Annotated in this window: 30 protein-coding genes; 13 read left to right on the top strand and 17 right to left on the bottom strand. The window is 45.3% G+C overall.

Annotation, left to right across the window (positions count from 1 at the left end):
• Nucleotides 1–44: 44 nt before the first annotated feature.
• The 5 genes from rarD (JMX98_RS05870) (at nucleotide 45) to JMX98_RS05850 (ending at nucleotide 5,076) form a co-directional block, all read left to right on the top strand.
• Nucleotides 45–1,115 (top strand): EamA family transporter RarD, encoded by a 1,071-nt coding sequence (rarD, locus tag JMX98_RS05870; protein ID WP_201585266.1) that lies wholly within the window; start codon nucleotides 45–47, stop codon nucleotides 1,113–1,115.
• Nucleotides 1,116–1,592: 477 nt separating this feature from the next.
• Nucleotides 1,593–2,663 carry an EamA family transporter RarD gene (gene rarD, locus JMX98_RS05865; RefSeq protein WP_201585265.1) on the top strand — a complete coding sequence of 357 codons (1,071 nt, stop codon included), beginning with the start codon at nucleotides 1,593–1,595 and terminating at the stop codon, nucleotides 2,661–2,663.
• Nucleotides 2,664–2,894: 231 nt separating this feature from the next.
• Complete coding sequence (locus JMX98_RS05860; RefSeq protein ID WP_201585264.1) at nucleotides 2,895–3,563, top strand: glutathione S-transferase; 669 nt, start codon at nucleotides 2,895–2,897, stop codon at nucleotides 3,561–3,563.
• 105 nt (nucleotides 3,564–3,668) lie between these two features.
• Nucleotides 3,669–3,929 (top strand): hypothetical protein, encoded by a 261-nt coding sequence (locus JMX98_RS05855; RefSeq protein ID WP_201585262.1) that lies wholly within the window; start codon nucleotides 3,669–3,671, stop codon nucleotides 3,927–3,929.
• A gap of 28 nt (nucleotides 3,930–3,957) precedes the next feature.
• Nucleotides 3,958–5,076, top strand: coding sequence for a ribonuclease Z (locus tag JMX98_RS05850; protein ID WP_201585261.1), 1,119 nt, complete (start codon nucleotides 3,958–3,960; stop codon nucleotides 5,074–5,076).
• A 14-nt stretch (nucleotides 5,077–5,090) separates the two neighbouring features.
• Here the strand turns inward: JMX98_RS05850 and JMX98_RS05845 are convergent, their stop codons facing one another.
• Nucleotides 5,091–6,056 (bottom strand): ATP-binding protein, encoded by a 966-nt coding sequence (locus JMX98_RS05845; protein WP_201585260.1) that lies wholly within the window; start codon nucleotides 6,054–6,056, stop codon nucleotides 5,091–5,093.
• A gap of 218 nt (nucleotides 6,057–6,274) precedes the next feature.
• On the opposite strand from JMX98_RS05845, the gene JMX98_RS05840 reads away from it, so the two are divergent.
• Nucleotides 6,275–7,270 (top strand): serine/threonine-protein kinase, encoded by a 996-nt coding sequence (locus tag JMX98_RS05840; RefSeq protein ID WP_201585259.1) that lies wholly within the window; start codon nucleotides 6,275–6,277, stop codon nucleotides 7,268–7,270.
• A 736-nt stretch (nucleotides 7,271–8,006) separates the two neighbouring features.
• On the opposite strand, the gene JMX98_RS05835 is transcribed toward JMX98_RS05840, so the two are convergent.
• The 9 genes from JMX98_RS05835 to JMX98_RS05795 form a co-directional block, all read right to left on the bottom strand.
• Nucleotides 8,007–9,179 (bottom strand): Arm DNA-binding domain-containing protein, encoded by a 1,173-nt coding sequence (locus JMX98_RS05835; RefSeq protein ID WP_227680050.1) that lies wholly within the window; start codon nucleotides 9,177–9,179, stop codon nucleotides 8,007–8,009.
• 483 nt (nucleotides 9,180–9,662) lie between these two features.
• Complete coding sequence (locus tag JMX98_RS05830; RefSeq protein ID WP_201585258.1) at nucleotides 9,663–9,860, bottom strand: TraR/DksA C4-type zinc finger protein; 198 nt, start codon at nucleotides 9,858–9,860, stop codon at nucleotides 9,663–9,665.
• Nucleotides 9,857–10,102 (bottom strand): hypothetical protein, encoded by a 246-nt coding sequence (locus tag JMX98_RS05825; protein ID WP_201585257.1) that lies wholly within the window; start codon nucleotides 10,100–10,102, stop codon nucleotides 9,857–9,859. Before JMX98_RS05825 ends, JMX98_RS05830 begins: the two co-directional genes overlap by 4 nt.
• Before the next feature lie 44 nt (nucleotides 10,103–10,146).
• Complete coding sequence (locus JMX98_RS05820; protein WP_201585255.1) at nucleotides 10,147–10,356, bottom strand: helix-turn-helix domain-containing protein; 210 nt, start codon at nucleotides 10,354–10,356, stop codon at nucleotides 10,147–10,149.
• Between the two features lie 9 nt (nucleotides 10,357–10,365).
• Entirely contained in the window at nucleotides 10,366–13,113 is a 2,748-nt protein-coding gene (locus tag JMX98_RS05815; RefSeq protein WP_201585253.1) for a toprim domain-containing protein, read from the bottom strand.
• A 34-nt stretch (nucleotides 13,114–13,147) separates the two neighbouring features.
• Complete coding sequence (locus JMX98_RS05810; protein ID WP_201585252.1) at nucleotides 13,148–13,339, bottom strand: ogr/Delta-like zinc finger family protein; 192 nt, start codon at nucleotides 13,337–13,339, stop codon at nucleotides 13,148–13,150.
• 11 nt (nucleotides 13,340–13,350) lie between these two features.
• A complete protein-coding gene (locus JMX98_RS05805; protein ID WP_201585251.1) occupies nucleotides 13,351–13,512 on the bottom strand; it encodes a hypothetical protein in 162 nt (53 codons plus the stop codon).
• On the bottom strand, nucleotides 13,505–13,783 hold the full coding sequence (locus tag JMX98_RS05800; RefSeq protein WP_201585250.1) for a hypothetical protein: 279 nt from the start codon (nucleotides 13,781–13,783) through the stop codon (nucleotides 13,505–13,507). The genes JMX98_RS05805 and JMX98_RS05800 overlap by 8 nt, the downstream gene beginning before the upstream one ends.
• 26 nt (nucleotides 13,784–13,809) lie before the next feature.
• On the bottom strand, nucleotides 13,810–14,016 hold the full coding sequence (locus JMX98_RS05795; RefSeq protein ID WP_201585249.1) for a hypothetical protein: 207 nt from the start codon (nucleotides 14,014–14,016) through the stop codon (nucleotides 13,810–13,812).
• A gap of 118 nt (nucleotides 14,017–14,134) precedes the next feature.
• Between JMX98_RS05795 and JMX98_RS05790 the strand changes: the two genes are divergently transcribed.
• Nucleotides 14,135–14,575 (top strand): helix-turn-helix domain-containing protein, encoded by a 441-nt coding sequence (locus JMX98_RS05790; protein ID WP_201585248.1) that lies wholly within the window; start codon nucleotides 14,135–14,137, stop codon nucleotides 14,573–14,575.
• Nucleotides 14,576–14,645: 70 nt separating this feature from the next.
• On the opposite strand, the gene JMX98_RS05785 is transcribed toward JMX98_RS05790, so the two are convergent.
• The 3 genes from JMX98_RS05785 to JMX98_RS05775 all read right to left on the bottom strand — a co-directional run bounded on the left by JMX98_RS05785 (nucleotide 14,646) and on the right by JMX98_RS05775 (nucleotide 16,612).
• Nucleotides 14,646–15,251: a hypothetical protein gene (locus tag JMX98_RS05785; protein ID WP_201585247.1), complete on the bottom strand. Its 606-nt coding sequence runs from the start codon at nucleotides 15,249–15,251 to the stop codon at nucleotides 14,646–14,648.
• A gap of 11 nt (nucleotides 15,252–15,262) precedes the next feature.
• On the bottom strand, nucleotides 15,263–16,108 hold the full coding sequence (locus tag JMX98_RS05780; RefSeq protein WP_227680049.1) for a Bro-N domain-containing protein: 846 nt from the start codon (nucleotides 16,106–16,108) through the stop codon (nucleotides 15,263–15,265).
• 330 nt (nucleotides 16,109–16,438) lie between these two features.
• Nucleotides 16,439–16,612, bottom strand: a complete 174-nt coding sequence (locus JMX98_RS05775) for a DNA-binding protein (protein ID WP_201585246.1) — start codon at nucleotides 16,610–16,612, stop codon at nucleotides 16,439–16,441.
• Nucleotides 16,613–16,733: 121 nt separating this feature from the next.
• Between JMX98_RS05775 and JMX98_RS05770 the strand changes: the two genes are divergently transcribed.
• The 6 genes from JMX98_RS05770 (at nucleotide 16,734) to JMX98_RS05750 (ending at nucleotide 19,558) form a co-directional block, all read left to right on the top strand.
• Nucleotides 16,734–17,015, top strand: coding sequence for an Arc family DNA-binding protein (locus JMX98_RS05770; protein ID WP_201585244.1), 282 nt, complete (start codon nucleotides 16,734–16,736; stop codon nucleotides 17,013–17,015).
• A complete protein-coding gene (locus JMX98_RS05765) occupies nucleotides 17,008–17,637 on the top strand; it encodes a hypothetical protein (RefSeq protein WP_201585243.1) in 630 nt (209 codons plus the stop codon). The genes JMX98_RS05770 and JMX98_RS05765 overlap by 8 nt, the downstream gene beginning before the upstream one ends.
• An 8-nt stretch (nucleotides 17,638–17,645) precedes the next feature.
• Entirely contained in the window at nucleotides 17,646–17,768 is a 123-nt protein-coding gene (locus tag JMX98_RS14215) for a hypothetical protein (RefSeq protein ID WP_265089351.1), read from the top strand.
• Between the two features lie 172 nt (nucleotides 17,769–17,940).
• A complete protein-coding gene (locus tag JMX98_RS05760; RefSeq protein WP_201585241.1) occupies nucleotides 17,941–18,795 on the top strand; it encodes a hypothetical protein in 855 nt (284 codons plus the stop codon).
• Nucleotides 18,773–19,222, top strand: a complete 450-nt coding sequence (locus JMX98_RS05755) for a hypothetical protein (protein ID WP_201585239.1) — start codon at nucleotides 18,773–18,775, stop codon at nucleotides 19,220–19,222. The genes JMX98_RS05760 and JMX98_RS05755 overlap by 23 nt, the downstream gene beginning before the upstream one ends.
• 60 nt (nucleotides 19,223–19,282) lie before the next feature.
• Entirely contained in the window at nucleotides 19,283–19,558 is a 276-nt protein-coding gene (locus JMX98_RS05750; protein ID WP_201585237.1) for a hypothetical protein, read from the top strand.
• 19 nt (nucleotides 19,559–19,577) lie between these two features.
• Here the strand turns inward: JMX98_RS05750 and JMX98_RS05745 are convergent, their stop codons facing one another.
• The 4 genes from JMX98_RS05745 to JMX98_RS05730 form a co-directional block, all read right to left on the bottom strand.
• Nucleotides 19,578–20,582 carry a contractile injection system protein, VgrG/Pvc8 family gene (locus JMX98_RS05745; protein WP_201585235.1) on the bottom strand — a complete coding sequence of 335 codons (1,005 nt, stop codon included), beginning with the start codon at nucleotides 20,580–20,582 and terminating at the stop codon, nucleotides 19,578–19,580.
• 11 nt (nucleotides 20,583–20,593) lie between these two features.
• The gene (locus JMX98_RS05740; RefSeq protein ID WP_201585234.1) at nucleotides 20,594–20,749 is read right to left on the bottom strand and encodes a hypothetical protein; all 156 of its coding nucleotides are present in this window, start codon (nucleotides 20,747–20,749) and stop codon (nucleotides 20,594–20,596) included.
• A gap of 93 nt (nucleotides 20,750–20,842) precedes the next feature.
• Nucleotides 20,843–21,271 (bottom strand): phage tail protein, encoded by a 429-nt coding sequence (locus tag JMX98_RS05735; protein WP_201585233.1) that lies wholly within the window; start codon nucleotides 21,269–21,271, stop codon nucleotides 20,843–20,845.
• A gap of 20 nt (nucleotides 21,272–21,291) precedes the next feature.
• The gene (locus JMX98_RS05730) at nucleotides 21,292–23,784 is read right to left on the bottom strand and encodes a phage tail tape measure protein (RefSeq protein WP_201585232.1); all 2,493 of its coding nucleotides are present in this window, start codon (nucleotides 23,782–23,784) and stop codon (nucleotides 21,292–21,294) included.
• Nucleotide 23,785 lies beyond the last annotated feature (1 nt).

Genomic DNA, 23,785 nt, shown 5'->3' with positions numbered 1-23,785 from the left:
GATACTTACTTATACCTAAAAAGTGCTAAATTGAGGCTGTTGTTATGCTGACGACCAATCAAACCTTTCAGGGGACTATCGCGTCGATATCGTCGAGTGTTCTATTTTCGATGATGTTTTTATTTGGGTTATTTATGCAGCCTTTGACGGGCACGCAAGTGGCGTCATGGCGTGTGTTGATGATGCTGCTTAGTTTGGTGCTGCTGGTCAGTGTGAGCAAGCAGTGGCAGCATGTTTTTGATTATCTAAAAACGCTCAAAACCGCCAAAGACTGGCTGATATTTATACTGCCAACCCCGATATTGGGTGGGCAGATTTGGCTGTTTATGTGGGCACCTGTGAACGGTTATGGCCTTGATGTCACTTTGGGGTATTTTTTATTGCCGCTGGTGATGATTGTTCTTGGTCGCTTTTTTTATCGTGAGCCGATGAGCCTGCTGCAAGGAGCGGCGGCGCTACTGGCGGCTTTTGGTATTGGTCATGATATCTTGCAATACGGCTCGGTATCGTGGGTGACGCTGTTTGTATGCTTGGGCTATCCGCCGTATTATCTGCTCAGGCGGACGATTGCTGTACCACCGATTACGGGATTGTTGTCTGATTTGACGCTGCTGACGCCAGTGGTGCTACTGATGCTCTATACCAGTGGCGGCTTTAGTATGGCGGCGCAAAATATGAAGTTTTGGTATTTATTGCCACTGCTAGGCGCTTTTAGTGCACTGGCGATGTCGCTGACGATGCTGGCCAGTAGCAAGCTGCCCGTGTCGCTATTTGGCGCGCTTAGCTATATCGAGCCTATGCTATTGTTTGTATTGTCCATCACCGTGCTCAGTCAGAGCTTAGATGAAGGAGGCTCATTGTTTATGTATGGCATGATTACGGCAGCGCTACTGGTGATGATTGTCGATAGTGCGATAGGTTATCTGAGTCGGCGCCGTAGCGATCATTTGCATGGTTACCGCGAGCCACAAGTAGGCGGCTTTCCACCGCGCCGCCGCCTGATAAATCGCCGTATTGATGGCGCACTAAAAGCGCATCGGTTTCGTAAAATACGCCGTTATCAGCGAAAAATGGATAAAATCCAGCGAAAAATAGAGCAGTTAGATGCCAAATAAAGCGCCAAACTCGTAACGATATAGTCGATCCGAAATAAAACTGGCGTGCAAGATACTATGTTTCAGGCGCTACTGGTATAAATTTTCTTTGCTCGCTGTGTGATTTCATCACGCCAGAGGTGGCATAAAATTCATTTCAGTAGTACGGCACCTGTTTTAAAGTAGATCGGCTATATAAAAATTTAAAGACTCGTTAAGTGGATGCATTGCTTATCTATTCTGACTTTGACATAATGCTGGCTATGATATAAGTATGAGTCATTTCAAGCGTTTATCTTGTGATATGTAACGACAGATGGTTGTATTAGCCTGCTTTTAAAACTGAAGGGTTTTAGTATGATTGGCGACGTACAACCTGCGTGTACAATGAGATAGACAACAGGTCTTGTAGACAAAAGCCTCCGACGTCCGCGTCTGAGGCTTTTGTTTTTTTCTAAAATTGCCAAGGACGTGCGCTTATCTCAAAAGGCTGTTTTTATGCTCACCACCACCCAAACGTCGCAGGGCACCATCGCTGCCGTGGCAGCAAACTTTTTATACTCATTGTTGTTTTTATTTGGTCTATTGATGCAGCCGCTATCTGGGACGCAAGTCGCCTCGTGGCGTGTGCTGATGATGCTGCTGAGTTTGGTGCTGCTGGTTAGTGTGTTAAAACAGTGGCAGCATATCTTTGATTATCTAAAAACCCTAAAAACACCCAAAGAGTGGTTTTTATTTATCTTGCCGACGCCGATATTGGGCGCCCAGATTTGGATATTTATGTGGGCACCAGTCAATGATCTGGGGCTTGAGGTGACACTGGGGTATTTTTTGTACCCGATGATTATGATCATGGTGGGTCGGTTTTTTTACAATGAAGCGATGACACCGCTACAGTGGGTCGCCACCATCTGCGCAGGTCTGGGCATCGCGTATGATGTTTGGCAGTACGGCGCGATTTCTTGGGCGACATTGTTTGTCTGTCTAGGTTATCCGCCTTATTATCTGCTGCGTCGCAAGCTGGCAGTACCGCCCATCACCGGTCTTATCGCTGATTTGGTGCTGCTGACGCCAGTGGTGATGATCGCCCTGTATATGAGTGGCGGGTTTGCGCTGGCGATCACTACCGATAAATTTTGGTATCTGTTGCCGCTGCTGGGTATCATCAGCACCGCGGCGATGTCGCTGACCATGGTCGCCAGTCAAAAGTTGCCCGTCTCGTTGTTTGGCACGCTATGCTATCTTGAGCCGATTTTTTTGTTTATCTTTTCGGTTACGATATTGCACCAAAGCATCAATGAGGGCGGCTCATTATTTATGTACGGCATGATTTTTGTCGCGTTACTGATTATGATTGCTGATAGTGTGCTTGGCTATAGGGCGCGTCGCCGTGATGATCGCCTGCATGGTTACAACGAGCCACAGGTGGGGAGTTTTCCGCCGCGTCGCCGCCTGACCAACCGCCGTATCGAAGGGGTGCTTGCGGCTCATCGTTTTCGTAAAATTAAACGCTATCAGCAAAAAATAGACAAAATGACGCGCAAGATAGAGCAGCTGCATTCAAAGTAAGGCGATCATATAGCGCGTGATAGGTTTGACTGGTTAGCCATGGTTTTTTAGCCATAGTTTTTGCCCGTGTGCACCGCAGTTTGTGTGTTAATGACAGATGAATTGCGCTATTATCGAGCAGTATGCACGCCAAGCACTGTCACGGACAAACGCCGCTACTGCCAAGCGCGTCAGGCGCAGGACACTTTGTCTATATGCTATTGCTCACTCACATGATAACTAGGACGGTTTATGTTACATCTTCATCATTTAGCAAACTCACGCTCGTTTCGTATTATTTGGCTGTTAGAAGAGCTAAACACCGATTATGAATTGACGTGCTACGAGCGCAACAAAGCGTATCGTGCGCCTGATAGCTTAAAAAAAGTGCATCCAATCGGTCATGCACCAATGCTAGAGGTCAACGATCGCGTGCTGATTGAGTCAGGATTTATCATCGAGTATTTAATCAAGCATTACGATACCGACAAGCAGTTCAAACCTGCTGATGACAACGAAGCGGCGTGGGAGGCTTATACCTTTTGGTTACACTTTGCCGAGGCATCATTGATGCCGCTGCTAGTGATGCGCTTGGTATTTAGCAAAGTCGTTGACCAATCACCAATGCTAATTAAGCCTGTTAGTAAAAAAATCCAAAGCCAAGTGGAAAAAAACATGATTAGCCGCAGCCTAGACAGTATGCTGGGCATGATGGAGCAGCACCTACAGGACAATCATTGGTTTGCTGGTAGTGAGTTTAGCGCCGCTGATATTCAGATGCATCTTGCTGTCGTCGGAGCCAATGCAGGCTCTGGTTTGGATAGCAGTAAGTACACCAATATTTTAAACTGGCTAAAACGCTGCGAAGAGCGTGAGGCGTTTAAACGTGCCGAAGAAAAAGGCGGGCGTTTAAAATTCTAAACAAAGCGAATGGTATCAATGATTAGGATACGCCCTAATTATTGATTTAAAATCAACATAAAAGGTTTTGTTTATTTATAGACAAAACCTTTTTTAGGATAAGAAATGACAGACTTGAATAAGCCCAACAGGACAGCGACTGACAGTGAGATTGCAGCCAAACAGCATACAGAGGCTACAGAGGTGCATCGCCAGCAAGTATCTATCAAAGCATGGTCACAAAAGCTGCTGGTGGTGATTTTGTGTGTTGCCAGCTTTTATGGCGGCTGGAAATCTTATGAGTCCAATATGGTCAATGAATGTACAGCCAATGGCGGTAAAATGATTGAAGGTCAAAGAACCATGCTATGCCAGTCGTTACAGTAGATAAGGATTTAGCTAAAAGAGGGCGTTTATGTTAAAGCTTACCTTTTTGGGCACCTCCGCTGGCGTGCCAACCAAGCAGCGTAACGTCACAGCGCTGGCGATAGAGAGCCTCAATCCTTATAGCTCGGGGGCAAGTCGACAACAAAACAAAAAGTCGCGTCCTTGGGTTTTAATTGATTGCGGTGAGGGCACACAGCATCAGCTGCTTCATACCAAGTTATCTTTGCATCAGCTACAAGCCATTTGTATCACTCATGTGCATGGCGACCATTGTTATGGTTTGCCGGGGTTGCTTGCGAGTGCGGCCATGTCAGGACGTACTGCAGCGCTGACGCTTGTTGCGCCCAAAGCCATTGCCAAAATGCTTGAGGCGATGAGGCTGACAACCGAGCTGTATTTGCCATTTGCCATTGATTTTATGGCAATAGAAGATATATTGTCTGAGCCAGATGATGAGCACAAAGGTGATGTAACTATCAATGTAGACCACCAACATCAGCTGGTTATAGACATTCACCCGTTGTCGCACCGCGTCGCTTCTTATGGTTTTGGTATTACTCAGACGATCAGCCGCCGTACCCTGAATACTGATAAATTGACAGCTGATGGTATCCCAGCAAGTGCGCTGTGGGGCAGACTGCAGCAAGGCGAAGATGTTGTGACAGAAGACGGACGCATGCTGTCGTCTGCTGAGTATGTCGATAATGACAGCCAACGTACTCGGGTAGTGATTGCAGGCGATAATGATACGCCAGAGTGCTTATATGCGGCGGTCCTTGATGCAGACTTGCTGGTGCATGAAGCCACTTATACCCATGCGGTGTTAAATAAGATACAGGCAAAAAACCCAGACTTTGATCCCATGCACAGTAGCGCGCAGCTGATCGGAAAATTTGCCCAAGAGAGCGGACTGTCAAACTTGATATTGACCCATTTTAGCGCACGTTATCAAAGCTTTGATAATCCGCAGAGTCGTACGCCAAACATGGCGCATATTCGTCTGGATGCCCAAAGTGCTTATGTAGGTAATCTATGGCTGGCCGCAGATTTCGACCAATATATAGTAAATGGCGCAGCGAATTTGGTAGATGAAGAAGCGGGTAGCCGCGTGCAGTACTTAGGTTCTGCACGCGCTCCTAAAAAATGACAGGTAGCCGATGTTTAAGACTGATTGTCCTCAGCAGCCAATTGTGTTTGTCCTATCCAGTAGCGGCTAAACTGATAGGCCACTCGCCCCGAACGCCCGCCACGCTCTGATGCCCAGCGCAAGGCAGCGGCTCTGATATTGTCAGGTAGCGCTTTATTTTCTTCTTCATTATTATTACTTTCTTTAACGTCATTCGCATTATCTAGATTGCGATTTGATGCAAGTGATAAATAATGGCGGACGATGTGTAAGTAAGTATTTTGATCCATCGGGTGAAACGACAGCCACAAGCCAAAGCGATCAGACAACGATACTGTCTCGTCGATGGTCTCATAAGGATTGACTTCATCGGTTTGCCCATTATAAATATTGACATTGTCTTTCATCAGCTGCGGTAAAAGGTGCCGACGGTTACTGGTGGCATAGACCAGTAGCTTGTCTTGCTCGGAGTCCAGCGCCCCGTCTAACACACTCTTTAACGTCCGATAACTCTCGTCTTGACCGTTAAATGCCAAATCATCACAGTACACGATATAGCGGCAATCGGTGTCTGCTGGTAGGGCGCGGATGGCGGCGCGTATCTTATCAAGCACCCGCAGGTCATCACGGGCGATTTCGATGATACGTAGCCCTTCGCTATGGTAGGTTTGTAGCAATGCTCGAATCAGCGATGATTTCCCTGCGCCGCGCGTCCCTGTCATCAAGACGTGATTGGCCGGATAGCCCTTTAAAAACTGCCGCGTGTTTTGCACTAGTTTTGCCTTTTGCGTATCGATACCATGCAAATCATCCAGACTTAAAAACAAATTGACCGCCAAAGGCTCCAAGCGTCCGCGGTGACCACCGACCCAGCGATAGGCCAGCTGCTGCGGATCGATGTCGATCTTTGGCGTGACTTGCTCTTGCAGATACTGCCCCAGTAACTCTAATAGCGGCTCGGGCAGGGCATAATTTATAACGGATGTGGAAGACTGGGACATAATACTAGGTCGCTTATAACAGAAAAAATATTAACGAAAATAGGTACCGTCCTACTGGCATTTATTTTTCTTGCGTGCTGTGCCTACGCCGGCAGATGCTGCGCAAAATGAATACCAGTAGCATATGATATCAAGTGTGCCAATTTTATGTTGGGTTGGCTATACAAAATGACGATATACAAATACAAAGTAATTCTAAATAAAGGCCTTACTTTAGCATGAAAGACAATGCCAGTAATTCATCGCTAAGACAAGCGAAGCCAGCGCCAGTATGGCAGGCTGATGCTCAGCAGATATTGCCTGTACTGACAAAAGAGTTGGTAAAGTTGAAGTATCGTCAGGTATCGCACTTGCGCATCGGCGTGTACGCAGGCGACTATCAGGGCTTGAGCCGTGCCATGCACTCACAGTTTGGCCCAGTGCTACTTAAGTGGCAATTAAGCAAGCATTATTGTCAGCAGAGCGCTCAAGCGGTATCTAGCGGTTTCTTTTATGAGTATGGCATCATCACCGCGCTGTCTGCTTTAACGCCATATCAGCGCGTGGCACCGCCACTACTGGCGCATCATGAGTTATGTCTGCATGTCGCAGCGCCGCCGTCAGCGCTCATCGTTGTGGTGATGCCTTATTATAAAAACGGCAGTCTATCAAAGTATCTAAAGCGGCCGCTGCCCGCCCGTCAAAAGCATCAGCTTATCATGCAAGCGGCACAAGTAATCACGCAGCTGCATCGCGCAGGCTGGCTGCATAATGATATTAAACCCAGTAATATCTTGCTAGATGATTTGTCGCCACCTCATGTTTTGTCAAGTCAGGCAGATGATAGCAGCCTCAAGACTGAGTTGTTATTAACTGATTTTGCTTTGGCCACTCGTGTGGAGGCGTCAACCATAGGTCATCTTGCGGGTACACCGGCGTATCTGGCACCTGAGCGCTGGCAAGGACACGGCACATCGGTGCAGAGCGATATCTATGCGTTTGGGATTATGCTGTATGAGATATTGGTGGGGGTGCGGCCGTTGCAGATTGATAAACAAAGTCGTGAGCCGCTCAAGACATGGGCAGTCCAGCACTGTCAGCAGCCGATTCCAAGGCTACCGCCAGCATACCGCCATTATCAACCCATTATTGATCAAGCATTGGCAAAGCGGGTAGAGAAAAGGTATCAAAGCATGGCGCAGATACTTTTGGCGTTAAGACGTATGTGGGATTAAAGGGAAGGTCGGTTAGGGAAGAGTATTGAGAATTGACTATAGTATAGATTGGAGCAAACGCTGAGCGCTAAATACTGAAGCTGCTATACTTCGATAATAGCTTCGATGCTTGGCGTTTATTAGGAGCTTTCTAATTAGCAAGCATAAAAACTAACAGGCACAAAAAAACCTGCATCAAGGCAGGTTTTAATATTTGGTCTAAGATGTACTATCCAAAAATGGTGGGGCTGGAGAGACTCGAATTTTCTATACGGGATTTTGCGACGTGGTTGGTTAGGTTAAGTGATTGATATAGCAGCGTTAAAGGTGTTGTATAGCAAGATAAGTGCATCCCATGCCAATCCCACGCTTAGATAGAGAGACAATCAGCTGCGTGTCGGTGACGGTCTTGTTTTGGATGTTTTAAAATTTTAGGGGGTGGTCTGCAAACTAGGTAATATAGGTAATCATATTGATTTTATTAGGTTTATTTTGTAATTTAAAGGTAATTATTAGGTAATTGATTACAGGTATAAAAGGTATTAATTAAGAAATTATAAATACTATATATATCATGCACTTACCTTAAATATGTAATTATTATTACTTTTTATTACCTGATTTAAGTAATTGTTATTTGTATATTTATCAATGGCTTATGTCTTATTTCTTTAGGGGTTACTTGGATTACATGATTTGCAGACCCCTGCCTGATTTTATTTTCATTTTTGCAGATTGGTACAAGAAAAAGCCCTCGTTATTGAGGGCTGATAGTGAATTTCAATGCGCTGTCTAGGTTGCGGATGATGTGCCGCGAATCGCTGGGTATAAATTTACCATAGTGGCGATGTATCATGTCTGTGCCTGCATGACCAAGTTGTTTGGCCAACCATTCTGCGCTGACTGCACCTGTTGATAGCACTTGGCTTGCGTAGGTGTGTCGTCCGTTATTTAGCGGTCGGTAGTCAATGTCGCATAGTTTCAGGTGGCGTTTCCATCGCTTTTCTAGTTGCGGATAGGTGTAATGCATGTCTGTGCGCGCGTTGTACCAAAGCCAAGTCAACTGTTGATTCTGATAGGTGTGGTTGTCGCGATCAAGTATGTCGACTGTTTGTGCTGCATTGGTAGCTACCAGCGCGGATTGATTGGCCAATGCATTTACAACGATGGGTAGTAACTCAATTTGCCGGTTACGGCGGCGGTTTTTGGTGACGCGGTGCTGGCCTTTGACAAAGCCGCGCTTGATGTGAGCGGTGGCTTGCTTGATGTCGATATCCTCAACTGCTAGTGGCATGAGCTCATGGCTGGATAAGCCCGACCAGAGCATAACGGTCCAAAGGTTGCGTAGGGTTTGATCGGTTTCACTATTGATGATGGTGCGGATTTCATCGCGGGTGAATGGATTGATGTCCTCTGGGTCTTTTGTAGTCAGCTTGATATATTGGCTGGGGTCGTTAGGATGCTTTTGATGCCGCGCCCAGTAGCGCCAAATGCTGCGCCATAGATTGAGCACGTCGATGATGGTTTTGGGTGATAGCTTTTTTTTGAGTACTTGATAAACCCAGTGTTCGATGTCTTCAGCATTTATTTTGCTTATCTGCTTATCGTGCCAATATGGTTCTATGTGGTTGGCTACTTTGCTTTTATATGTTTTCCATGTTGATGGGGAGACGGTGCCAGATTCAGCGGTTTGCCAAACTGGGATGTAGTGGCCAAAGAATGCGGCTTGGCGCTTGGGGGAGTCGGGGAAAACTTGGTCACGGTTGAAGATACCCATGCTGATTTGTTGCTCTACCATGTCTGCAATGCGCTGTGCGTGAGCTTTGTTTGCTGGGGTGGGCGGTGTATCAGTGAGGGTTTCGCTGTCCTTTTTGCCGTCGATGTACCAGATAATACGGATACTGGTTTTTAGGGGTTCAATACTTGCCATTATGTCGTTAATCCTTGCGCTTACATGCTGTTTAATAGGCTTAAACACCTGATATACCTAGCTTTTACAACATTTTCGCGCTATAATAAAGGTCTGGTTTGGTAACTATGGAGCCACTGAAAAGTTCTTGGTTTGGGGCTTTTGGCTCTAACTGTTTGATAAAACAGCCTTCACAATGGTGAGGGCTGTTTTTTTTATGCCGATTGTACTGCTTTCATTTGATAAACCTGTCATCAATAATTATTGAAAAAGGGTTGTCTATGTTGAGCTTCATTGTCTTGGCTTTTTTGTGCGCTAGTCTGGTCAGTTCGTCTATACCGTAGGGTTTATTGTTATGTAAGATGACGCTACCTTCTGGCATCTTTTTGATGGGTGATTTTCTGCCCATGCGATCACGGTTTAGATGCTCATTGACCATACTTTCATCAGTTGCTATGCAAACTTTGTCACGACAACGATATAAACTTAGTGGTAATGGCATGACTACCTCCGCTGCTCAATGACACTTTGGCAATCAATGCAGCGGGTGACGCCTCCCAAACGCCGACGGCGCTCGGGAATATCTTCACCGCATTCGACGCATTCAGCTAGTGATGGCGTATCAAAGCGTTGGGCCTTGGCTAGGTTTCTATTTAACTCTTCTTGCGCCTGGTCGTTGGCGCGGTCGATAATGTCGCTCATTGGTCTTTTCCTATTTTAATTTCTGTGAGTGATTCAAATTTACGCTCTTGGTAGACTTCGATCTTGCAGCGCATTTCGATCTTGTCTTTATTAATGCTGTAATGCTTGCCTTGATAGAGGTCTCGCTGCTTGTGCGTTGGGTGCATCGAGCAGTCAATCATCTGACCGCTTACGGTGTCGAAGGTCAGCCAATGTAAAGGGCTTTCACGGTTGTAAGGGAATAGGGCGCGGACTAGGTTCATTGTTTATTCTCCGCAATCGCCTTCGCTGTCTTTAAATTCGTAAGTCATTTCCTTAATCCTTTTCTCATAAATTGATAACCATTGGTTCTATTACCAAAGTCAATTAAACCTTCTTCTGCCAGTCGTAGTGCGTGACGTTGAACCGTGCGAACATTCATCTCTGTTTCTGCAGCTATTTGCTGTGGACTCATTGGCTCATCGTTATTATTGATAAGTCGCATAACTCGAAAGAGTTTTTCTACTGGACCGCTCATGACCACTCCTTAACTAAAACTTAGGTTTTTAGGCATCTCAAACACCCAGCAGCGCATTGAGCGTCCTGCTATTTTTGATGCCACGACCTTGTTTGCGGCGACAAACTTAAATTGTCGTGACTGGCGTAGCGCGTTGTGCATATCCGCTTGCGGCGGTAGGTCATAACGGTATTCGTTTGCTAGCTGATATATCTCTGGCATACTGATTGCCAACAAATTGGGGTCTTTGCTGTGATTGATATGTAAGCGGCGGATATGATGACCTGCGCCTTCGACCTCATTGGGTGCGGCGTTTAAGCGCTCAAGCACATCAAAAAACTGAATATTTAGTGGATGCTCGGTATCAAGCGTCTGATCTCGCTCGGTTGCCATATTAAATACTTCTTGCTTTACGGCCCCATCCACCCGCTGTAAATCTGGCAATATCAGTTTCATAGCATCAAACAGTGCCAATAGCTGGGCGTGACAGTGAGCGACACGGAAGGCTTTGATACCGCTGTCCTTTAGCCAGTTTTCATGCTGCATTTTGGTATCAAAAAACGTCTGCAAAAACTTGTCTTCTACTTTGAGCGTATCAATCAAAAAGTGGCTAACATCTTCAGTTTGTAATGCCTCAATTCGACGCGCCGCTGCCTCGCTATCGCGGGTCTGACGCTCGACGGTAAAAAACAGATGACAGATACGGCTTAGCACGGCTTTGGAAGCGACGACTGGTAAGTTTTGGCTAATCACAATCGTACCGCGAAACGGTGGCTCGTAGACTTCATTGCCTGCAGACTTGACGCCACGCGTGCCAATGGTGCCGCCGTCGTATAGGTTTTTTAGTTCGTCCCAGTTGAACTGGCTATTGCGGCCAGTCCCAGCGCCATCACGGTCCGACTCAATGAACACGCTTGGCATGTTTGAAGTCTGTGACAGTGAGCGTAGGCGACCGGCCTTGGTGGTTTTGTTGGGGTCGATACCCTCATAAGAGTCACGGCCTATCAATCGCCAAAAAAAACTCAATAGCGTTGATTTACCAGTCCCAGGCTCGCCCACAATCTCCATAAATGGATAGGATTTTTGACGCTCGCGGATCTGCTGAGCAAACAGGCTACCCATAAAACCCACTAGACTAATGACGCCTTGGACGCCCCAACCAGTTATGATGTCCGCTAGCCAATTTGCAGGTTCTTTGGGTTTATCGCCTATGCGGATATTTGGACTGGCCGCTAATGTCTTTAGGCTCTTATTATTGGGCAGGTCAAAATAGTCGTCTTTATTGAGCGCGTAAGTCACACCATGACGGATTGCGGTATCATTGAAAATATAGGTCTGGTGGTCTTTGTTGTAGCCTATAAAATCAATGGTCTCAACGGTCTTGATACCGTTAATCATACGACCTAGCATGATGTCGAGCTGCTTGGAATTGCCTTGGTAAATGACACCTGGGGCGACTGACAATAGCCGCTTTTTAAACTCACCAGCGGCCGACAGTTGACTGCCAGTAAAGGTGTTTTTGGTATCACCTTGAGGCGTGCGGATACGAAAGAAATACCACGATTCATCAGTGACTAAGTTTTGCTGATAATAGAGCGCTTGCGGTTGACAGTTCATGATTTGGGTGACAGTCATGCAAGACTGCATTAGATCGTCATGCCAAAGCTGTACGGCTTCTTTTAACTCTTCTTCAGTATTGAATAGATCTTCTGTCGGTTCGCTGTCTGCGTCCATTTGCTTGGCTTTATCAAAGCTTTCGCTGTCTACTTTTACCCAGTAGGTGCAACTGTTGAAAAACATATAAAAGCTAGTGGTGCCATACTGGTTGTACGTCAGTAGCGCCTTGTCCTTTGCTGTCTCAGCAATAAGCAGCTCACCATAAAAGCGGTAGCGTTCAAGGTCTGTCTTGGTGAGTTTTCCCGCTTTGTGTAGGTCGTTCCAGTCTGCACCGTCGCTGTACTCACTTGACTGTGCGGCGGTGACATCCCAGCCGTTTTGGCGTGCGGTGGCCACTAGCTTGTCAGTGGCTTTGCGTCCCGCATGGTCGCTATCGAGTGCAATGATAAGCTTGGGCAGTGGCTTACCAAGTTCAGCCATTCGCGCCTTTATTTGCGCTAAGGTGTGCGCTGGGAAGTTACCGGCGGTGATATTGCTAATGGCATGTAAGCCGTTCTCAGTCAATGCCATGGCGTCAAAGATACCCTCAGTGATCCATAGCTCTTTGACATACGACCAGACGCCATGCTGTAAGTGCAGCTTTGGCGGTAGCCAAGCATGGCCTTTGAACTTAAAGCCTGTCTGTACTCGAGCTTTTTTGATGTGGGCAGCTGGTTCTATCAGTCGCTCCCAATAGCCGATGGCTTGGCCATCGCTGGTGATATTGAAGCGCACGCTGGGGCAGGTGAAGTCAGAATAAAAATCCTTGAACACTTCTTGGGTATAGCTGCCTTGCCATTTGGCAATATCAAAGCCGCGCCCAGACTGAAGATAAGCATCGGCGGTGGCGTTTGGATTGCTAGGCGTTGGTGGGTTTTTCTTTGTCCAGTTGGCAAAGATGTCTGGATAGATGTCACGGGTAGAGGCTTGATAGCCGCATTTGTTGGCGCGGCCACATTGGATGGTCCAAGGGCTATCGGCGCCAGTGAATAGCTCCTTTTTGCCGCATGACGGGCAGCGGCCATAACGCAAAAATTGTCTATCGCTTGAGAATTTGAGGGCGTAGTCTTGAACGAGCCGATTGATCAGCTCGTTACGGGTGTCGTCTTGCATGGTTTGCATAATAGTGCTCGTTTGGTTTGGTAAGTGGTTTGGTTTATGCCTGCGCTGTACTAGTCGTCTCAATGTCCATCAAAGAAGGTACTACTGAGCGTATAAACTCTTGCTGAGTGACAAACACATGGCCGCATTCTTTGTTTTTGCAGCAGTGCACCAAGTCGCGTAGATAGTCGGTGATGACGTAGGTGCGTTGAACGCGGGTTAGGGACTTGCAAACAGGGCAGATCATAAAAACCTCTTTTAGTGTTTGATGATGAGTTGTAAATCGGTGTCGGTGTCAGCTAGTGCTTGTCTCAATGCCCACGCGACAAACTCATTAATGCTCATCCCGCGTGCAGTAGCCTGCTGCTCAAGTAGGCGCTGCTCTGCTGGGGTAGGATGAATATAGATATCGTTAGGCATGACTGGTGACCCCTGTAGTACTCTGTGGTGACTGCGTCCATGCCCAGAAGTGATTCAAAGGCATCTCGACTGTGTTTGATGACGGCAGTATCATGGCAATAGGTTGTTCGCGGAACATCAAGTCATGGATCTTGCTCATAGCTAACTGGCGGACGAGGGTAGCGAGCTCCACACCTGAGCGTTCGGCATGGGCCTGTAAGATTTGATAGTCATAATGATCGACACTGACTTTGATGGCGTTATCGCGTAGTTTTTTGGTGTTTGGGTTCATGGTTTGGTTTCCTTCTTGGTTTGGTTTTAGTGCTGCTTTGACTGCTCTAGCTGTAGGCCAGCTTGGTAGCGGCGGTAGGCAACGTAACTCATAGAACGAACTTCAACTTCGGCCGCTTGTACCAGCTCTGCATGTTCGCTAGGCGTTAGTCGCAGTTGAACGGGTTTGCGCTTACCCTTCTTCAGGTGCGGCAACTCTCCCTTCGGTGTTGCCTGTAATGTTGTTTTGGTCATTTGATGGTATCCTATAGCTAATTGAAAGCGTGTTAACGTGTTACGGTTTAATAATACAGTCAAATGAAATCATTTGCAATCGTATTATACATTCAAATGAAAATATAAGGGGTAGGTTGTGGAGTTAATTGAAGTGGGCCAGCGATTAGAAGAAGAGCGTCAACGTTTGGGATTGATGGCTGTCGAAGTCTATGAAGATCCGACTGTTAAGATTGCCCAGACAACATATAAAAACTATGAGACAGGCAAGCGTGATATGCCATCATCTCTACTCAAGAAATTATGGGACATGGGTTTTGATGTGATGTATGTCTTGACCGGTCAACGTTTGGAGGATATTGCTCTGGATATAAAAGCACATAGTAATGCACCAAGCTACCACCAGCGCCTGGTACATCTACCTGAAATTATGGACTTAGATAATCCATCGGATAGGCTGCTGACGGCGATGTATCATGCAGAAGAAGCGTTGGTACAAGCTGGGGCAATTGCCAATGAAGACTATGACTATAAAACATTGGCAACATTAGGACTGGGGCTGATCGATACAGTCAAATGAGGCAGTTGATTAAATGGTAGGCACAAAATAACCAGTCCGCTAAGACTGGTTTTTTACTGCTATTAAATTATTAGAATGCATTGTCCGACATGTCGTTTTGACTGTTTATCAAACCCAGCAAATCGCTACTGGTCATACTGATACAAGCATTGGGATCTGCGACATGTAGTGTCTCCGCCATATCAACGATGACGGAACGTAGCGATTGGATGGTGTCTTGCTGCTCCATCCACCGTCGACCGGCATCGCATTTGTCAATTTCATCTGCCAGCGCTTCTCCAAGGTCAATCTGAGCCAGCTCTTCGGCCAGCTCGTCAGTCTTTGCTGGTTTGCTATAGTCTAAACGTATGGCATCTATGCGCTTGCCATCTATTTCTGATACTACGATAATTGTAGAAGGCATCAATAATCTTGGCTCTATTAAATCATACAGCGCGTCGATGATCGCCATATGCGTAATCAGTCTGTCGCTATGAGAGTGTATGAGCTGCTGTATCTGATAGATATCGAGCGTCATAATGTTGTGGTGACTGGGCGTATGGTCAGTTTTGATACTGTATTGACGTTCGCTGACAAATAGCGCGTTAAACATCTCTCTAATGATGCGCTCATGCTCTGCACTGATGTCGGCTTTCATTGTGTAGTCACGCAGACTTTTATTTGATTGAGCAGTCATGATAGTACCCCTTATACTTTTGCAATGGCTGTTTGGCTAAACGATTTGATAAATACCCAGACGCGACGAGATCGACCTATTAAAGCACTTGCGATTACTGTATTGGCACGATGAAAGCGCGGCGTGTCGCTCAGGCGTAGCGCCTTATATAACAGGCTGGTATCTGGTAGCTGCCAAGGCTCTGCTAGCTCATATACCTCAGGGATGCTAATCGCTAGCTCATGTGACTTATGACTGTGATTGAGTGCTTTGATGTCTTGAGTGGCGATAAAGCCCCAAAACTGGTCAAGGGCGTGCTGTAGCTCTGGGGTGAGTACTGGTGCTGGGTTGGTGGCCGTTACTGGGCTGCCCATTGCCTTATATAAGGCGTTAATGACTTGCTGTTCGGTGTGTCCTGTAAACTGTGCCATCTCGGGAATGGTCATCGAGCGGGAGTAGCGCACCCAATCGGCATCGGTGATAGCGGGTGGCTGCTCGATAGCTGGTGTGCTGACCTCACGGTCTAGGATATCAAGTACCCACTTGCGGAAGTCTTTGGCAACCTTGGTACGGGCAAACATGGCGATTAGGTGGCAGCCGCGTAGGGAGAAAATTCTTACGGCTTTTACACTATTACCATTTCCGAAACCCTTGACCCCCATATTGACGTTCAAGGTCATCCCGCTTGTAAACTCTTCTTTATTACGATTAAAGATTTTCGATATATTGTCTACCCGTGAATAACCTAAAGCTTTTGCTAGGTCAGCGGATGTCATCCAAATCTGGCCGTCCTTGATGATAGACTGTAGGGTGTGGCCATTAAATGACATTGCCATGACTTCGTTGTTCGCCTTATTGGTTGTGTTATACTGTGACATACTAATTAGCTCCTTGAGCTGATTGGTTAAAAGAGTTAACTTTAATCAAGTTAATTGTTTTTGTGGTGAAGGCAGACCGAGTACTTTGGCGAGTGCGGTCTGCCTTTTTTATGCGCTGGCATAATTGCAGGTGGCGATATAGCAACTGCTGACTGCGGATATAAGTGTTGATCTGCTGGGTGGTGTTTGGTCTATTTAGCATCTTTTGCCATCTCCTGTATTTTTTCTTTTAGACATTTACTAACCGCCATGACTATAAGCTGTCTTTCTTGCTCTGCTGATAGGTTGAGCGTTATGTACGATGGTTTTTTAATCGCTTGACGTTTGACGTTATTTGGCATTGTTATCTTCCTGTTGTTGTTTGAGCATGGCTTGCTCAAGGTGCATATTGATCTCAGTGGCTAAGGTGCGATAATTTTTTGCAGCGTTGACTTTAAGCCATTGATGCAATTCTTCCGACATTCTTAACTTGTAAGATGCTGGACGACTACGATTTACATCCATCTTTATCTCCTTTTTTATTAGATACATATCCAGTGGGTATGTAAGAGTTACTTTATACCCACTGGATATTATTGTCAATCCCCAGTGGGTATGAAATACTATTTTTATTTTAGGTTCGTTTATGAGTGACAAGCATACAACCGTGCAATATCAGCTACGATTGCCTGAAGAATTAAGAGATACAATTAGGCATTCAGCAAAAGAGCATAATCGCTCAATGAATGCTGATATTGTTGCGCGATTGGAAGCAAGCTTTGCCGCTGAAGAGACGCCGCCACCGCCTATCAGCGTGGGATTTGATGATAGCTTTCTTAAAGATGCGGGGCTGACCCGTGAGCAATTTGGCGCGTTTGTGCGAAAAAGCTTTTCAGATAGTTTGAAAGACGATAAAGGGAGTGAGTGATTTGAAAAAAGGATTTTTGATTGGACTGAGTGTGTTGGCGTTGATTGGATGTAGTGAGCCTGAACCACAAGTGATTGATGTCGATGAAGCAGCTGCTAATGCTGGACTTGCATCAGATGAGTATGAGACGCATGAGAATGGGGCAATTGAGGTTAAAGCGCCTGAAGATAATTCAACGGCAGAGAACAAAGTTCTATGGTATCAAGATGATTTAAGCGAGCCTGTTGAAACTGTGGGCATGCTCGATGGGAAAGCTATTTTGGCTAGTGCAGGATTAGAACCGGCTGAAGTGGAAGACTCTGTTGATACTGAAGGTGAGCCTAAAAAACTCTACATCATGGATGATGAAACACCTATATCCGCTTGGTTTTCTCATAGCCCAAACAATATCTCATTAAACTGGTATATGTATTCAGACGAACCTAAAACTACTGAATATAGCCAACAAAGTTTAAAAGACGCTTATAAATTGGCTAGAGCTATGGCAGGTCGTGAGGGTGCGGATGCTGTTATGTACTTGTCAAATGGTGGTAAATACCGTAGTAAGCCAGTAGGTGGGCATCCAGCTACCGGCCAATGCAATAATGGGATTTGCTTCATTCATATAGACTTAAAAAGTTAGAAAATATTATGAATTTACAAAATAGTATATGGATGACGCTTTGGCTTGAGCACTTTTTGCAAAATGCTGAATTGGTTGAAGAATTGCCATTTGGCTGGTGTGTCTACCGTGAAGCGGTGGATTGGGACTGACAAAAGTTAAATATTCATTGCTGAAAGTGTGTCACAGTGGTACGCTTTATTTGTTATCAATATATTAAGAGCCAGTTGATACTGGCTCATTTTTTTAGTGCTGTAAGCGACAGGGAGTGACGAGTCTTAGCACCTGTCCTATTGATGCTCAACCCCATACACAGGATAATAAATGTCTACCACAGTCGAATTTTACCAAGTAAATTTTTTTGAACAGCCTGAACCAGATGAACAAGGAAATACTGTAACTGTCAGTGGTTGCTTTGAAACATTGTTGACTGGTAACTATAGTTTTAAAGATAGCTATGAACGCGACTTATATAAGTTTCAAAAAATTGATAACCAATATGTATGTGGTGTTTTTCGCAAAGTAAGGACAGGTGAGCCTATTAAGGTTGGTAAAGCGTGTACTGATGGCTGGGATGTTGCTATGGCTGATGATGAAGGAAAGTTTGAAACCAATCATCTAATTTATATTCCTAATAAACGAATACTTGCTTATATCAGAAACCAACATGGTAATCATTACAAAAGACTTGAGGACTGTCTGACTCAAGCGTTTGGTATTAGAGTAGAGTTGTCACCTCTATTAACGAAAGGCACATTGGAAACTTTATTGAGTAATAAGTCTGTTACTAAACTACAGGCTAATATTCCTGTAAAACATGACTTAATACCTGAGTATGCTGATGACTGGAGTAATGAAACCATTCAAGCTGCGAGCAAGTCTGGAGCTGAAACGGTAAGAATAGAAACAAATATTAGTTTGAAAACTCAGACACCAGGCTCTATCAATCATCCCTTAAAAGCTATAAAAAACTTTTTGGGTTTTGGAGCAACTACTGCTAGAGTGCAAGTACTAAATATAGACGGTAAAAAAGACTGGATCGACCTAATTGAAGATAAGATTAAATATACTTTTAAAGACTATAAATATTTGAAAGAGACTTTACCTGATAAGAGTATATACGAGAAAATAATTTCTGCTTACTTGGATAAACTTGATGAAATTAATGAAGCATATTAAACCTTATAGCTGGCTACTGTATGGCGCAGTATTTGGTAGTGTTGTATGTTATTTTTTCAAAGAGTTTTTACTATCCCAAGATTCTATTTTTATTAATGATATATTTAAAGTATTGATTCCGCTTTATGGAATACTGCTAGGTTTTTTGTTGACTCTTATAGCTATAGTGGTAAGTTTGGCAGGAACAAGGTTGGTCTCAAATTTAATTAGAACCAACCATTACAGTAACTTATTAACAAACAGCAAATTACTTGCACTGCTTTACTTTATTACTCTGATTATCTCTGTTATTGGTTTATTTGTTCGAGATAATCAATCTCTTGTTTTTATCATAGTTATTTTTCTATCTATTGTATTGGTTTTTTACTCTTTGCGAACCGCATATAAGTTTTTTCAGATATTTCATAATATAAAGCCTGAAGTATGAATGAAAAATTAATTATTTTGAAGTATGTATGTTGGTTTTTATTAAGGATTTAAATTAGAAATGAAAGAATTTATTTTAGGTGTATGGTATTCCATTATACATTGCTCAATGTATTCAGTTCGAGGAATGACTCGCGCTTCGATTATATTATTAGCAACTATTTTTATTGTTAGTATGATGCCTAAAGATATAGCTATTTTCACTCAGCACATTTCGTTAGAGTCATATCATTTTGCAGTATATGCAATTGGTATGGTTTTAGCTTTAGAGGTTTTAGTTACAACATGGATCAGAGACTATAAACGTGACTATATTCCTCGATGGCTATTGAGTTAAGCTGACCTTGCTACTATTTTTACCCAGCCTCACACTTAACCCTAGTTTGATACCCACTACCTGATAAATCATGGCTGATTTCAATGGCTGTCCAAGCGTGAGCATCAATATACGGTCTGAAGCCACTGACCGTCACTGGACTGTCAGCAATGATATCAGGACGCGCAGTTGCTAACGTCAGTTCAAAGCTCGCCACTTGGCGGGCTTTTTTGTTGGCGCTCGCTTTTGCCTTGGATACCGCCTCATTTTTTGATTTGGCAGGTTTGGTCAGTACATGAGCTTTAGCGCTGGGTAGGGTGTCCAGTGGTTTAGATTTGCCATCTTTAATAGTGATATGCTTGGTCTTACCAGATTTATCATCATGATAGCTCGCGGTCGTTTCGTCATAGTCGCTGGTACGATCGGTACGACTATAGCGATGACTGTCGCCAGATGCACGCGTGATAGTGATTGTTCCCAGTGCTGTGCCAGATGGTGACTTGCCACTACCCACAGGCTTGATGATCAACCGCCCCGCTTTAATCGTACACATCAGGTCATGATCATCGCATAGACGTGTCAATAGATTGATGTCGCTCTCACGGTGCTGGTCGATATGCTCAATCATCATTGCTGCTACCGTAGCATCAATGGCCAGTACCAAGTCGTGACGTTTTGCCACTGTTTGTGCTATTTCGCCAAGTTTATGCTGATGATAACTGTTTGAGCGCTTGACTTTCAGTGATGATTTAAAATCCGCTGACTTGGCGCGGATCTGTAGCTGGTCTGGTGTGCCGCTATGCTCGGCATCATCAATGACAAATGTGCCTTTATCAATCATATCGCCTGTATCTGGCATGGCAAGCCATAGCCTTATCTTATTACCCTTAGTGGGCAAGGGTAGGGCGGCATCGTGATCAGATAGTGTCAGTGATAGCTCATCCGCTTCAGTACCGCGCTTGTCTATCATTGAGAGACTAATCAGACGCTGCTCGACTTGCGCTGTACGATCGATGCCTTCAATCGTGAGTTTGAATAGATTCATACTATGCTTTCTTATTTAAGTTTACGCCATTGCTTTAGGATGTCAGGCAGCTTCCAAATAATTATTCCTACTAATATGGCAATAATTATCAATGCCAAATTACCCATTGGAATTTCTTCTATACCATTAAAGCTGATGCCATCCAAGCCGATACTGAATGTGCTCATGTAAAATTTTCCTATATCACATTGATTTAATCTGTCAATGAAATATATCTTTACTGAGCTGCTAATGCGAACCTTACAGGGGTGTCGGTAATTTTAAGATGTCTCTGCTCGATCCTGATCTAAGATGGCCACTTGCTCACGCTCGCTATCATCAGCAAGCTTCAGTGATAGGCTAAAGTCAATCTTACGGGCTGTACCGTCGTCCAGTAAGTGAGATTGGGTTTCACTGATGTCAGTGATGTAGCACATGCCATAGTAGTAACCATTGCCATTCATGAGCGCGTAGGTCTTACCAGTGGCGGCCATATCACGTAATTCATCTAATGACACAATACCGTTGGTGATTTCTGGATATAGTGTGCCTGATAACGATATATCGTCATTATCTTGACCAATATACTGCATATGCGGCCTGGTACCGACAGCGTTGCCAGTACCAAAACGATAACCGGACTTGCGCGATATCTCATCAAATGCCGCGCTGGTGGTCTCAAATACAAACAATCCTAAACTGGCTAACATAAAATAATCCTTATATGCCCTTAATCAATATCAGATAAGCGGCTACGCTGACGTGCCATTTGATTGCGTTGTTCTGCTGCCAATGCGCGCTGGACTTCACGCGCCACGGCTTGCGGATCGGTTGCGCCATTGATGTTGATGGTAATATTGCCACTACTCATACCGCCCATCATTGCCATACTAGACTGGCCACGAGGCGGTAAGATAGACTTGCGGCTGTCGATGCTGATGGGCGCATAGTCATTGATTTGGCCAGCGATGGATTTGGTAGCGCTAACGGGAATACCAGCATTGGATAATATGCCACGTCCCAAGCCTTGCATCATATAACCGCCATAGCTGTCAAAGACTCGGCTGGGGCTATGGATATCCATACCTTTTGAGCCAGTAAATGCGCCCTTGATACGACCGACGACGTTGCTGATTGAGCTAACCACTGCTTGAGCTTTGCCTAAAATGCCGTTTTTTAGCCCCTCAAGCATGTTCATGCCGTACTGTTTAAACTTCGCGCCAAGACTAGATAAGTAAGGCCAGACAGCAGCGAATGCGCGGATAAATAGACCAACTGGCGTAAAGTTCATGATGAAGGACTTGAGTGCCTGAATCCCCATATTAAATATGGCTTTGATGCGCTCCCATAGCGCGGCAAACATAGGGCCTAGCGTATCCCAGTTTTTATATATGGTAAAAGCAAGTACAGCAATGGCTAATACCAACGCTAAAATAGGGTTGGCCATTAACGTCATTGTCAGAGCTCTGACAGCGCCGCCAACCATGCCAAAGGCTTTACCCAGCATGGCTAAAGGGGTTAAAGTCGTTGGTAAACCTAGTGTGACTAATGATGCGCGTAGCAGTGCCATAGGCCCTAATATGGTCAGCATCACAGCACCCAATCCACCAATGATGACGGCACCAATGGCTAAGGTCGCAAATAATTTGCCTAAAACTGACATTAATTCAGGATTGGCATTAGCAAAAGCGGTCATGCGTTGAGTCATGGAAGTTATCGTTTGAATAAACTCACGAAGCGCGCCACCATTGGCATCAAAGATGGAGGTTCTAAGGGCGTCAATCGCCGATGTCATTGACTTGAAGTCACCAACGGTATTGTCGCTCATGGTGTTTGCCAAATTACCAGCTTCGCCCTGAGCATTTTGTAACTCGCCAATAAGCTCTTGAAGTGCGCCGCTACCAGCTTGATCCACAAGAATGGCCAAAGCGCCACCAGCTTCTTCTCCTGCAATATCTTTGAACAATTCTGACTGTTCTGCATTGCCTAGTTTCTTGGTCTTGTCATGAATCTCTTTTAATATATCTGGCATTTGGCGCAGATTGCCATTTGCATCGGATGTTTTGACACCTAACCTATCAAGTGCCTCTATCGTAGCTTTTGGGCCTGATGCCATACGCGACATAATCGCGCGCATCGCTGTACCTGCCATACTCGCTTGGATACCTGCGTCGCCCAACTTACCAGCCATGGCTGCTGATTGCTCAAGTGATACACCTAATAATGCAGCACCAGGCGCAGCATACTTCATAGTTTCGCCAAGCATTTCAATATTTGTGTTTGAACGGGTAAAAGTACCTGCCAATACATCACTAAGATTGCTCATCTTAGAGGGGTCGATCTTCATGCCCGACAAGATGTTTGAGGCGATATCCGCTGTACGGTCTAACTCCATGCCACCTGCTAAAGCAAGATCAAGCATCCCCGGCATAGCGGCTTTTACAGATTCAGGAGTAAAACCAGCCATCGCTAAGAACGTCTGTCCAGCCGCGGCATCGGCTGAAGTGAACTGAGTCGACGCGCCCAGCTCCTTGGCTTGTTCTACCAGCGCTTGGTATTGAGGGCTGTTTTTGTCTAAACGTGTTACCGCTTGAACTTTACTTAAGTTGGTTTCAAGGTCTAATCCAGGCTGAATAAATCGCGCCCCAGCATAGGTTGCTGCTGCACCACCAGCTGCAAGGCCAATCGCAGTACCACGCATACTGCTCATATTCTGTGATTGCCGTTCCAGCCGCCGAACCTCGTTCATACGCCGCCGCTGCTCTGCTAACTGCTGATTGGTGCGCTCAATATTCCGTGCAAGCTCACGCTCATGACTGGATAAGTTACTGGTGCTGATGCCTGCGTCTGATAAACGGCCCCGTAACTGCTGCAAGTGCTGCCGTTGACTATCTAGGCGAGTATTTAGTCGCTGTGACTCACGCCCTGCAGCCTCAAATTGACGAATCAATGTGGCGCTAGGATTCGCCGTATCACGCATCTGGCGCTCTAATTGCTCCAGACGCATTCGACTATGTTGCGCTTGCTCTGAGGTTTCGGCTAACGCTTGTTTTTGTTGCTTAAAGCTGTCAATCAAGCGCTGTTGACCTTGTAGCTTTTTAGCAGCTTGTGCAGTCTCTCCAAACTGACGACCCAATCTATCTGCTTGGCTAGCGATTGACCGCATGGGGGCCGTCATACGATCAAGTAGCTCTATCTGTGCTCTAAAATTTAGATCTGCCATG

The organism is Psychrobacter sp. HII-4, from assembly GCF_904846595.1.
GTDB classification, from domain to species: Bacteria; Pseudomonadota; Gammaproteobacteria; order Pseudomonadales; family Moraxellaceae; genus Psychrobacter; species Psychrobacter celer.
The sequence above is the reverse complement of the archived record's forward strand: the minus strand, read 5'-3'. Positions and strand labels throughout refer to the sequence as shown.